We start from the raw sequence: 11,660 nt of genomic DNA, 5'->3' as shown, positions 1-11,660 counted from the left end.
CTACTATAAAGGAGTGACATTTAGTGGTCAAAGATCTATTACGTAGTCATACATCTGTAAGAAAATATACTGGTGAAAAAATCCCTAAAGAAGTCGTGTATGATTTAATCGAAACTGCTCAAATGGCAGCAACTTCACACTTTATCCAAGCTTATAGTGTTATCTGGGTAACGGATGAAGATAAACAACAAAAACTTGGCGAACTATCAAACAATGCGTTTCAATTCCAAACAGCTGGCGCAGCTTTTCTATTTTGCGTAGATTTCAAACGTTTACAAATTGCTGGTAAAAAGCAAGGTGTTGAAATTGTAGCGGATTCGGCTGAAAATGTCCTTGCCGGTGTAGCAGATGTATCCTTATTTGCGCAAAACTTCGTTATTGCAGCAGAGGCAGAAGGTTATGGAATTTGCTATATTGGTGGGGCGCGAAATCAACCAGAAGCAATTAGCGAATTATTTAATTTACCAGACTATGTCTTCCCGTTATTTGCTATGACAATTGGTAAACCTACGAAACGTAACGAAACAAAACCACGTTTACCTTTAAATGCTATACTGCATGAAAATAATTATGATGTAGAAAAGTATGATCAACTATTAGATGAATATGACGCAACATTAGAAACATATTATGCAAGTCGTTCTTCTAACAAGAAGATGGCTAATTGGACAAAACAAATGGCTGATTTTCTTATCGAACAACGCCGTCCTTTTATCAAAGACTTCTTAGCTAAAAAAGGTTTTACTTGGAAATAGTATTCTTTTAAGAAAAAAAGGCCAATGGTAAGTATCCTTCCATTGGCCCTTTTTGACAACAAATTGTATCCTTGTAAATCTACTCTTCTATACCTTGAATCGTCATTTCTTTAACTGGTAAGAAAACATCTGTTGAATTTACATATTTTACTTCCACTTGGTCGCCCTCTTTTAAATATACTGCAAGAGGTGCTAATTCGGAGCTGACAATATAATTTTCTTTGTTATCTAATAAGAAAGAAATTGTCGTATAATCACCGTTTTTCTCTTTATAAACTCGGATTACTTTTCCTTTAGCTATTTTTTCTTCACTTGAAGAACTACTATTTAAAGAACTACTTCCCGAGCGATTAATCACTGTTTTATATTGTCTCAGCGCTTCGTTCGGTGTAGCTGCTGATACTGAAAGTTCTGGGTTTGCTGCTGATACAATGGAATAATTTTGTAAGAATCCATTGGAATCAAGTACTGGAACTAGCCAACTTGCTTCACCATAGAAATTGTAGATAATTGGCATAGAAGCTTGCCATTTTTTCTCGATGAATTTTTTCTCAATAATTTGAATTGCCCCTTGCGAATCCATATAGGCTTCATCTTTGTTACCTGAATAGTATGTTGCTTGACCTGTACGTGCATTTGTCAAAGAGTAGCCGAGCATTGAGTCCACGCCTTCTTTAGGACTAGTGAAATCTGTAAAGTAATACATGGTTCCATTTTCATCAAATACTGGACTAACATTAGCTTCAGTTCCTTCATCTGATGGGAGTTTTACATCCTTTTTACCAAATAAGCTATTCCAGTAACCATGCACATATTTACCAAAATACTCATTTTGTCTACTTACAGCTTCTGGAGAAATCGCACCGTCGATAAATTCAGGGACATCCTTTAATGCATAGGTTTGAGACTTGCCCGTTTTAGCATCAATCATCACAATTCCTTTAGGATCAAAACCATTACGACCTGATATAAACTCACCATAAGTACGGATATAAAATGGTTTACCATCGTCATTAACTTCTAATTGTGCGTCACCATAGAAGATTTCTTTAGTATTAGCTAAGCGCATATGACGTTCCACATTGTTATTTAAGTAAGCAGAAGTTGTGTAAACCATTGGAGATTTTACAAACTTAGGATTATCCGATGAGTTTGTTGCACTCATTGTTAAATATCCTGGAGATTCTTTTCCTTTCATCCATTTAAAGAAATCAGAGAATTCCACTGGAGCAATATAAACATATTCACCATTTACTTTTTGAATCTGCAGGTTACCTAGTTCATAGTAACTTGTATTTGGTACTTGGCTAAAGGCTTTTTTCATTTTGTTTCGTGCAAACTTTGGCGGAACACTTGCAGGTGTTTTTGTGTCATCGAATGCTTCAATCTCTACCTTTTTTGTCATCTCAGCAGATTGATATTTTTGGTTTGCATTGAAAAAAGGTGCTGAAATTAGGTATACAACAAATAGTAAGCTTGCAAAAGCAATAATCCCTTTTATTTTTCTTTCAAGCTGGTTTGATAATAATGCACCTATCAATGAAATAATAAATAGTACTGGCCATAAAATTGTCCAGTTTTGATCGATTTTTGTAACATAAAAAACAATTACTGTGATGATGAAGGCTAAAATAAAAATCGCAATTCCAAATTGCATCTTAAACTTTGTCTTAAACTCACCATCAGCAGTTCTACTAGTTATTGGCATGATTAGCACTGCTGCTATTACAGCAATAATGGCAGACATAAGTAAAGTAGTAGTCATAGTTATTCATCCTTTCTCATATTAAAATACTAATGACTTCATAGAAAGTTTCTTAGAAATTTCTTTGGAATTTTGTTTCGAATTATTTGAGGTATCAATATATAGAAAATCACGTAAAGGAGGTGGATTCATGACAAGGTTAAATCTTATTATACTTGTTATCTTCTTTTCTCTTATTTATATTTTCTTAATACCTGATGAACCATTCTTGTTGAAAATTACATTCAAAATCATACCGATGATCTTGATGATACTTTTCGTCTTTTTGAAGCGTAATTCGAACAACCCAGCATTTTCAAAGTGGCTTCTTTTTGGATTAATCTTTTGTATGCTTGGCGATGCCACATTACACTGGTTTTTACTGGGCCTATCCTGCTTTTTAGTCGGTCATATCTGCTACATTGTCGCATTTTTTAAGGTGAAAAAGAAAGCAATAAATGTATATATTGCTATTTTTTTATTGGCTTACGGTTTGATGATGGTAGCATGGATTGCGGGTAATTTATTTAAATCAGGGAATTATATACTTAGCGTAGCAGTTTGCTTCTATATTGCAGTCATTTTAACAATGGGCTGGTCCGCTATACAATCTTACTCACCATTACTTATAATTGGTGCTCTTTCCTTTATTTTCTCTGACTCTATATTAGCTATCAATAAGTTTATAACTGATATTCCTATGTCCCATGTCCTTATTATGACAAGTTACTATGGAGCCCAACTTTTATTCACTTTAAGCTTACTAAATTATTCCGTAGTCCGAAAGAAAGTGTTAGAATTATGACAATGCTTCAAATATAAGGAGGATTCAAACTAATGAAAGAAACAGTGATTGAACGATTAGTTCGCTATACAAAAATTGATACACAATCTAACGAAGATAGCCAAACGACACCTTCTACTGAAAAACAATGGGATTTACTCCATTTGTTAGAAAATGAATTAAAAGAAATTGGTATGCAGGAAATTTCTGTAGATGAAAATGGTTACTTATTTGCAACATTACCTTCAAATTCTGATAAAGAAATTCCAACAATCGGTTTCTTAGCTCATGTCGATACAGCGACCGACTATACAGGTACAAACGTTAATCCACAACGTCATGACAATTATGATGGTGGAGATATTCAACTAAATTCAGAAGTTGTATTATCACCTAAAAACTCACCTGAATTAGTAAACTATATTGGTCAAACATTGATCACTACAGATGGCACTACTTTACTTGGGGCTGATGATAAAGCAGGTATCGTAGAAATTATGACTGCAATGGAATACTTGATACAACATCCTGAAGTAAAACATGGTACCATTCGTGTAGGATTTACACCTGACGAAGAAATCGGACGCGGTCCTCATAAATTTGATGTAGAACGTTATAATGCAGATTATGCATATACAATGGATGGTGGCCCACTTGGAGAGCTTCAATATGAAAGCTTTAATGCCGCTGCTGCTAAAGTAACTACACGTGGTACAAATGTACATCCTGGTTCAGCAAAAGGGAAAATGGTCAATTCTATTACAATGGCTATCAAATTCCAAGAAATGATGCCAAAAGATACAATACCTGAAGCAACTGAAGATCATGAAGGTTTCATACATCTTATGAACTTCAATGGTACAGTTGAAAATACAACTCTTTCTTATATTATTCGTGATCATGACCGTGAAGCTTTCGAAGAAAAGAAAGCATTGATGAAAGAAGCCGAAAAAGCAGTCAAAGCTGAATACGGCGAAGATGCCATTACAGTAGATATCCACGATCAATACTATAATATGGCCGAAAAAATTCTACCTGTGAAAGAAATTGTTGACATAGCACAAAAGGCGATGGAAAATCTAGATATCAAACCTTTAATTTTACCTATTCGTGGTGGTACTGATGGATCTCAACTTTCATATATGGGACTACCAACTCCTAATATCTTCGCTGGTGGCGAAAATATGCATGGTAAATACGAATATGTTTCAGCTGAAACAATGGTGAAAGCAACTGAAGTCATTATAGAAATTGTTCAATTGTTTGAACAACAAGCTTAATTGCTGAATTCATAAGCTGATGATATTTAAAGAAAAGAAGAAACGACCATTCGGAAAACTACTCGAATCGTTGTTTCTTCTTTTCTTTTTAAAAATTATTTTCAAAAAGGATTAGATATCAAGAAGGGATTTTGACAAAAGAAAAACGATAAGATGGATGAAATCTTATCGCCACAGTCTTGATACAAATTTCTAAACTTTTGAGGGGGGTTTAGAAATATGATGAATAGCTAATTTTTGGAGAAAAGTAGCTATACTTACCCTGCTCTACTTGCATTTGAAGAGGAGGTTTATTTTCTTTATATGACAATGATAATCATTATCATTTGTATTGTCAATACTTTTGAATATATTTTTAGAAAATTCCATAACTAATGTATAGTATGAATATGAGGTGATTTTATGGGTTCTTTATCAAAAGATCAATTACAAAAATTAAAGTCTTATAGTATTTATGTAGATGATTCAGTTCATACTATTTTTAACTTACAGCAGCTTCATAATGATGATTTTTTATGTGATTTTATAACACTGATTAAAGTAATTAGTAAAGTGGAGTCAGATGTAATTGCACTCTCCTATTTTACTCGTCGCTATGGAATGTTTATTTCAATGCAATTTTACATGTTAACAATGTATGACGAATTTTGGGATGGTGCTTTAAGTGATTTGAAATTCGGCATTAAAGAAGAATTTGGAAATAAGGCATTATGTACATTTACGAAATCATCAGATTGGCATTGGGTTGAAGAGGAAAACCGAGAATCTGCATTCAAAAAAATTTTAAAACAACAATGTTATGAAGTTTTTGTTCAACTTCGTAAAATAACTTCTGTATCCCCTAAAATGCTATGGGAAAATGTATTTGGTTATATGTTATGGCATTACCATGTTCTACTTTCAAATCCTGGGACTTATGAACAAGCTCAATTAGATATTGCATTGTTAGAAGATGATTCTCTATGGTCCCCTTTTGCTAAGTACTCTTACTTTAAAGAGTATACTGGGAAAGAACATCCTTCAAAATTGATCAATATTCCTGTACGAAAAACTTGTTGCTTTTCTAAGGATATTCCCGGTTGGATGCAATGTGGCTTTTGTCCATTAAAATAAAATTCCGATGTTCTCATCACCCAAAATATTATTAACTTAATAGTAAATCTAAAAATAATCCTAAATCCCCTTTACTTTTAAACTTAATAGCAGTACAATGTACACACAAAAACTTTCCTGAAGGAAACTTTATTTCTGGTATAACACTTTTGGGAATGGGGGAAAAACATGCTAAATAGTTTTCAAAAAGAAAAAAATAAAAACCATAATCAAATAACGGCTGAAAATGTTTTAAACGGTAAAGTACATGGTATTAAAAGTATACTTCCTTTCTTAGGTCCAGCATTTATAGCTGCTGTTGCTTATATAGACCCAGGAAACTTCGCAACGAATATTACAGCAGGTTCACAATATGGCTATTTACTATTATGGGTTATTGCTTTTTCAAACTTAATGGCTGTGCTTATCCAATCACTTTCTGCGAAATTAGGCATAGCAACGGGGAAAAATTTACCCGAAGTAGCGCGTGAAAACTTTTCTAAGAAAACGTCCATTCTATTATGGATTCAAGCTGAGTTAGTTATCATGGCAACAGATTTAGCAGAATTTATAGGCGCTGCACTTGGTATGTATTTATTGTTTGATATTCCAATGCTTCCTGCAGCGTTAATCACCGCTGTTGGATCGTTTGCTATCTTAGAACTTCAACGACGAGGTGTACGTGCATTTGAAGCTGGTATTTCGGCAATGGTAATGATGGTCGTGTTAGCCTTCGCATTCCAAACATTCCTTGCTCATCCTGATGCCGGAGCAATTGCTGCAGGATTTATCCCTAAATTTGAGGGTGTCAATTCGATCCTTTTAGCAACAGGTATTTTAGGTGCAACAGTTATGCCACACGCTATATATTTACATTCATCATTAACTCAACATCGCATAATAGGGCATAACGATGAAGAAAAACGGAAAATTTTCAAATTTGAATTTATCGATATCATAATTGCTATGGTAATTGCAGGGGCTATTAATATGAGTATGTTAATCATCGCAGCTGCTGTATTCCACTCAAAAGGGATGAATGTTGAAGATCTTGATGTAGCATTCAATGCACTTAGTGATATGATTAGTCCGATAGCTGCAGTCTCATTCGGGCTAGGATTACTAATTGCGGGGCTAGCAAGTTCATCGGTTGGTACATTATCCGGTGATGTTGTCATGCAAGGCTTTATAAACAAACATATTCCGATTTATTTGAGACGTGCCATTACCATGATTCCACCTATTTTAATCATCGCCTTTGGAGCTAACCCGACAAAAGCATTGGTATGGAGTCAAGTCATATTATCATTTGGGATTGCTTTTGCATTGATACCTCTTATTATGTTCACAAGTAATAAAAATATAATGGGCGGATTGGTCAACCACAAACTAACAACGATTTTAGGATGGATTGTAGCGGGGATTGTAGTAGCCTTAAACATCTATCTTCTCTATCAAACAGCTTTTGGCGCATAATATCCTTTGTATCGCTCACACTAACTTAAAGGAGAGTGATACCATGAAAAAAGATTCTTTGCCAAATGATAAAAAGAAATTCATCGATCTTCCTTACGAAGACAGACCGGATATGTTGGATTCTGAGTATATTAGTATTTATGATTTACACGAAGATGAGCAAACAGTTGATTCGTATCCACTAGAAGCTCAAAGAAAAGATTTAGAAAAAGAAAGTTTTGATGACAAATATAATGGAAAATGGACATCATAACAACAAAAGGGGCTCATCCAGCTAAATGGAGAGTCCCTTTTGTCTTAGTACTTAACATTAAACTATTCCTCTAAAAGCTGTTGTCCAATCGTCGTACATGCATCAAAAAACAGCTTGATATAACCTTCACGATTTACGCTATGTAACACTTTAGCATTTGGCTTCTTCCCTGTTTTATGTGTATAGTCAACTATTGTAGTCCCAGTAGTATAACGTCCTTCTAATTCAATTTCCACATAATAGTTGTCACCTTTAAATAACTCAGGTGCAACGATGGCAGCTACCGCACATACATCATGTACACGAATTTGTTCTTCAAAATTTGGTGCATAGAACGGTGTTTGTGATTGCGTAAATGTATAGAACTTCATCATGTCTGCTGCTTTTTCAGCAAATGGAGTACCTAATGTTCGAAGTTTAGCCATCTCTTCACGTGTAATATAGGCTTTATGTGTAACATCCAAACCACTCATCACAATAGGGACACCTGAGCGAAATACTATCTCTGCCGCATGTGGGTCTACATAGGCATTAAACTCTGCAGTTGTAGACATATTCCCCCCAACTGCTGCCCCTCCCATCCAAGAAATCACTTTAATCTTTGGTTTTACTTCAGGATGAGCAAGTAATAATGCACCTATGTTCGTTAAAGGCCCTGTAGCAATAATCGTAACGAGTTCATCACTAGCCATCAGTGTCTCATATATAGCCATAATGGCTGGACGCTTACTTTCTTTTAAAGTTGGTTCCGCCCATTTGACGTTACCTAAACCGCCTTCGCCATGCACATCTTCTGCTACTTCTAAAGTGCGGAAAATAGGATGGGCTAAACCACGTGCTACCTCAACATTTTGATTAATATAAGTTAAAAAGCTTAACGCATTATAGGTTGTCTTATCAGTAGATAAGTTTCCTGCTTCTGTTGTGACAAGTTTAATATCAAGTTCCGGACGTGAAAATGCTAATGCCAGCATCATTGCATCGTCAATGCCAGGGTCACAATCAATAATTACCGGTGTTTTGTTCAAAATTCTTCACCCCTTAATAAGGATTTACTTTTTATATGTTACATACCATTGATCTTTCATCTGAAACATATCTGTTCCCAAAAAGCCTTCTTTTAATAATTGTTGTTGTCCGGTAGTATCAGACATTAATAAAGCCCGTGATTCAGAAAAAGTTGGAGTTTCACCATTCAACTTTTTATAAAATATATAACGCAATTTGTCGCCATATTTTACTTTTAAACCTGCTATCATTAAACCTTGGGAAAATTTATCTTTTAAACTTGGGATATTCAATGGCTTTACTGTTGCACAAATATAATCGAATCGACTTAAATCTACTTGTTCCATAATGATTTGAGCCATCCTTTTTTGCAATCCATAACCACGATAACGTGGAGAAACATTTGAAATCTCTTGATAAAGTACTCTTGTAAGTTCTTCTTCTGGTATACTACAATCTCTACCTAAATGCTCTTCGTCAATCATTGGTTCAAGTAAAGCACGGAATGCAATTAGTTCGTCTTCTACATAAACACCAATCATTAAACCATGGTCGCTTAATATAAACTTAAATTCCTCTTCACTTAATGGTTGTAATGTATTCTTATCAGGTAATGCACCGATTACCTCCTCTTGTAACTTTGCAAGTTCGGATAAATTCTTTTCACTTAATATTTGAACGTAATAAGGTGTTTCACCAAGAAAACCATTTGCAATAGTCATAACTATAATTTCCTCCTAACGAACAATACATGATTTATGGCAAAGTTCTTGTATGATATCTTCATCTACATCTACTCCTAGGCCTGGTCGTTCGTTTAGGCAGATAAAAGGCACATCATAGTGTAGATTTCCAACATCTTTTGAGAATTTAAGAGGTCCAGTAAGTTCGACGCTTTTCATAATTTTTTTTGAAAAGGCTACATGAAAACCAGCTGCTGAACCAATAGAAGATTCCACCATAGACCCTACCTGGCATTCAATTCCTGCCATTTCGGCCATATTAGCTAATTTCATAGCAGGATAAATTCCACCACACTTCATGAGTTTTATATTCACTTTATCTGCTGCACGTTTTGCAATAATTTCACGCATTTCTTTTGTACCATGCAATCCTTCATCAATCATCAATGTCACATCAGTTTTTGATTTGACTTCAACCATTGCATCGATATCATCTGCATCTACTGGTTGCTCTAACCAGTCTAGATTAACGTCGCGTAATGCGCGTAACCCTTTTAATGTTGTTGCTGCATTATGCCAACCTTGGTTAACATCTACACGAATGTCGATAGCATCCCCTACTTTTTCACGTACTGCTTGGATACGTTCTACATCCTTCATCACTTCTGTTCCGACCTTCATCTTAAATGAACGGTACCCCATTTCCACTCTTTCAGCTGCTTCGTTAGCCATTTTTTCAGGGGTTCCAATACTTAATACATGTGTAATAGGGAATTTTTCGTGATAACGACCACCAATGAGTTGGTAAACAGGAACATTTAATTTTTTACCTGCAATATCAAAACAAGCAATATCTATTGCTGCTTTTGCAGCAGGTACTTGATAAACCGTTTTATCCATTAACTCATGAATCTTTTCAAAGCTACAAGGATCTTGTCCAATTACGACTGGTGCAAGTTGATGTTTTAGAACCATATAAGTACTTTCCCATGTCTCGCCAGTTACATGTTCGTCAGGAACAGCTTCTCCATAACCAACGATTCCCTCATCTGTTGTCATTTTGACGATAATAGAAGGCATCGTATCGTATGTGTCATAGCTAATTATAAAAGGTTCGATTAATGGTAATTCAATAGCATAGATTTCTACCGATGATATTTTCATCTTTTTTCACTCTTTTCTTTACATTTAGAAATTCTCTTGATATAGTTGTCGTTAAATGGTCGCTAATAGCGATTAAAAAATAGTTAAGGAGTCGTCATAATGCCTACAAAAATTGCAGTCATTAGCTCTCTTGCTTTTAAGGATCGTTTAATAAGTATCTCACAAGAAGTTGAGAATATCCAATTAGAATTTTATATCTATAACACCCCAGATGAAACCCCAAAATTAATGAAAACGATTAAACCTTGTGATGTATTATTATTTTCCGGTACGCTGCCATATTTATACGCAAAACCACTATTAACGAACTGGCCGATACCATGGACATACTTAAAACAAGATGAATTTGCTATATCAACATCCATTTTATCCGTTTTAGCAAAACATCATATACAACTTTCTCAATTATCGATTGATGTTATTAACTCTAAGCACGTTAAAAATGTTTTGGATGATATAGAATACAATGGATCACAGCCATTTGTACAAGAAATTCACATTGAAGAACACTTTAATATGATCTATCAGCGGCATAGAAAACTATGGGATGAAGGCAAGATTAGATTTGTTATTACAAGTATTCATAGTATCTATGATGCACTGATTGCGGAAGGTATCCCTGCAATGCGTATGCATGATTCTAATAGTTCCATTATCCATCGTTTAGAAGAGACAAAAGTATTATCTAAAATGACTAAATCCGAGTCTGCAAAAGCAGTTGTTGGTATTCTAGAGTTTTCTGAATCAAATGAAGATGAGCAGCTTATATTACAAAAAGTTGTCACAGCTACACATGCATCCTATCAAAAAATGGACACTAATCATTTTGAATTATTCACCACTTTCGGTCACATTCAAAATGCTTTTCAACATAACTTATTAGAATCTATTTTTAACATAACACAGTACCCGATAAAGTTAACATTTGGTTATGGAGAATCTATATTAGAGGCACAAGAAAATGCAAAAAGGGCATTGGATTTTGCATTACCTAATGCCATCTACATTATGAGTGAAAACAAAGAACTACAAGGACCATTTCCAAACCAGCCTATAGTTCTTTCCTTACAAACAAAGGATCCATATGTGTTACAAATGGCAAAAGAAACAAAATTGAGTCCCCTCAATATTTCAAAAATCATGGCTTTTAGCGTTTCAAGACAATCTTTACAATTTACAGCAGTAGATTTAGCAAAATACTTACAAGTCACACGAAGATCTACAGAAAGAATATTAAAAAAGCTAGTTGAACACGGCTACGCAAAAGTAGTTGGCGAAGAAATGTCTTACCAACAAGGTAGACCTCGTGCTATATATGAACTTAATTTTTCTACTTATCACTAAATATTTTTAGAATTGAAAAAAGGGCTAAATCCATTTAATGGACAGCCCATTCTTCCTTATATAAAACTCAAACTCAT

At 34.7% G+C, this 11,660-nt stretch carries 11 protein-coding genes; 7 read left to right on the top strand and 4 right to left on the bottom strand.

Translation table 11 applies throughout. The features are described from left to right. Nucleotides 1-23: 23 nt before the first annotated feature. The gene (locus Q0977_RS05540; protein WP_119415954.1) at nucleotides 24-755 is read left to right on the top strand and encodes an NADPH-dependent oxidoreductase; all 732 of its coding nucleotides are present in this window, start codon (nucleotides 24-26) and stop codon (nucleotides 753-755) included. 79 nt (nucleotides 756-834) lie between these two features. Here Q0977_RS05540 and Q0977_RS05535 read toward each other — a convergent pair whose 3' ends face one another. Next, the gene (locus Q0977_RS05535) at nucleotides 835-2,520 is read right to left on the bottom strand and encodes a hypothetical protein (protein WP_119415953.1); all 1,686 of its coding nucleotides are present in this window, start codon (nucleotides 2,518-2,520) and stop codon (nucleotides 835-837) included. A gap of 130 nt (nucleotides 2,521-2,650) precedes the next feature. Between Q0977_RS05535 and Q0977_RS05530 the strand changes: the two genes are divergently transcribed. The 5 genes from Q0977_RS05530 to Q0977_RS05510 all read left to right on the top strand — a co-directional run bounded on the left by Q0977_RS05530 (nucleotide 2,651) and on the right by Q0977_RS05510 (nucleotide 7,384). Next, nucleotides 2,651-3,304, top strand: a complete 654-nt coding sequence (locus tag Q0977_RS05530) for a lysoplasmalogenase (RefSeq protein ID WP_233548074.1) — start codon at nucleotides 2,651-2,653, stop codon at nucleotides 3,302-3,304. A gap of 32 nt (nucleotides 3,305-3,336) precedes the next feature. Further along, complete coding sequence (pepT, locus tag Q0977_RS05525) at nucleotides 3,337-4,563, top strand: peptidase T (RefSeq protein WP_119415952.1); 1,227 nt, start codon at nucleotides 3,337-3,339, stop codon at nucleotides 4,561-4,563. Nucleotides 4,564-4,965: 402 nt separating this feature from the next. Further along, nucleotides 4,966-5,676 (top strand): hypothetical protein, encoded by a 711-nt coding sequence (locus Q0977_RS05520; protein ID WP_119415951.1) that lies wholly within the window; start codon nucleotides 4,966-4,968, stop codon nucleotides 5,674-5,676. Nucleotides 5,677-5,844: 168 nt separating this feature from the next. Next, the gene (locus Q0977_RS05515) at nucleotides 5,845-7,131 is read left to right on the top strand and encodes an Nramp family divalent metal transporter (protein WP_119415950.1); all 1,287 of its coding nucleotides are present in this window, start codon (nucleotides 5,845-5,847) and stop codon (nucleotides 7,129-7,131) included. A 43-nt stretch (nucleotides 7,132-7,174) separates the two neighbouring features. Continuing rightward, nucleotides 7,175-7,384 (top strand): hypothetical protein, encoded by a 210-nt coding sequence (locus Q0977_RS05510; protein ID WP_119415949.1) that lies wholly within the window; start codon nucleotides 7,175-7,177, stop codon nucleotides 7,382-7,384. Nucleotides 7,385-7,446: 62 nt separating this feature from the next. Here Q0977_RS05510 and Q0977_RS05505 read toward each other — a convergent pair whose 3' ends face one another. From Q0977_RS05505 to Q0977_RS05495, 3 genes are read right to left on the bottom strand one after another with little or no spacing between them, the layout of a single operon-like run. Continuing rightward, the gene (locus Q0977_RS05505) at nucleotides 7,447-8,412 is read right to left on the bottom strand and encodes a nucleoside hydrolase (protein WP_299511231.1); all 966 of its coding nucleotides are present in this window, start codon (nucleotides 8,410-8,412) and stop codon (nucleotides 7,447-7,449) included. Nucleotides 8,413-8,436: 24 nt separating this feature from the next. Then, the gene (locus tag Q0977_RS05500) at nucleotides 8,437-9,114 is read right to left on the bottom strand and encodes a GNAT family N-acetyltransferase (protein WP_119415947.1); all 678 of its coding nucleotides are present in this window, start codon (nucleotides 9,112-9,114) and stop codon (nucleotides 8,437-8,439) included. Between the two features lie 15 nt (nucleotides 9,115-9,129). Continuing rightward, the gene (locus Q0977_RS05495; protein WP_119415946.1) at nucleotides 9,130-10,239 is read right to left on the bottom strand and encodes a mandelate racemase/muconate lactonizing enzyme family protein; all 1,110 of its coding nucleotides are present in this window, start codon (nucleotides 10,237-10,239) and stop codon (nucleotides 9,130-9,132) included. A 99-nt stretch (nucleotides 10,240-10,338) separates the two neighbouring features. Between Q0977_RS05495 and Q0977_RS05490 the strand changes: the two genes are divergently transcribed. Beyond that, the gene (locus Q0977_RS05490) at nucleotides 10,339-11,583 is read left to right on the top strand and encodes a hypothetical protein (protein ID WP_299511228.1); all 1,245 of its coding nucleotides are present in this window, start codon (nucleotides 10,339-10,341) and stop codon (nucleotides 11,581-11,583) included. Nucleotides 11,584-11,660: the final 77 nt, after the last annotated feature.

The sequence above is a fragment of the uncultured Rummeliibacillus sp. genome (assembly GCF_934216135.1).
Lineage (GTDB): Bacteria > Bacillota > Bacilli > Bacillales_A > Planococcaceae > Rummeliibacillus.
This window is presented reverse-complemented; position numbering and strand designations above follow the sequence as displayed.

Excerpts from the sequence above, each read along its gene's own strand:
- Q0977_RS05535 (WP_119415953.1), bottom strand. The coding sequence starts at position 2,520 with ATGACTACTACTTTACTTATGTCTGCCATTATTGCTGTAATAGCAGCA.
- Q0977_RS05530 (WP_233548074.1), top strand. The coding sequence starts at position 2,651 with ATGACAAGGTTAAATCTTATTATACTTGTTATCTTCTTTTCTCTTATT.
- pepT (WP_119415952.1), top strand. The coding sequence starts at position 3,337 with ATGAAAGAAACAGTGATTGAACGATTAGTTCGCTATACAAAAATTGAT.
- Q0977_RS05520 (WP_119415951.1), top strand. The coding sequence starts at position 4,966 with ATGGGTTCTTTATCAAAAGATCAATTACAAAAATTAAAGTCTTATAGT.
- Q0977_RS05515 (WP_119415950.1), top strand. The coding sequence starts at position 5,845 with ATGCTAAATAGTTTTCAAAAAGAAAAAAATAAAAACCATAATCAAATA.
- Q0977_RS05510 (WP_119415949.1), top strand. The coding sequence starts at position 7,175 with ATGAAAAAAGATTCTTTGCCAAATGATAAAAAGAAATTCATCGATCTT.
- Q0977_RS05500 (WP_119415947.1), bottom strand. The coding sequence starts at position 9,114 with ATGACTATTGCAAATGGTTTTCTTGGTGAAACACCTTATTACGTTCAA.
- Q0977_RS05495 (WP_119415946.1), bottom strand. The coding sequence starts at position 10,239 with ATGAAAATATCATCGGTAGAAATCTATGCTATTGAATTACCATTAATC.
- Q0977_RS05490 (WP_299511228.1), top strand. The coding sequence starts at position 10,339 with ATGCCTACAAAAATTGCAGTCATTAGCTCTCTTGCTTTTAAGGATCGT.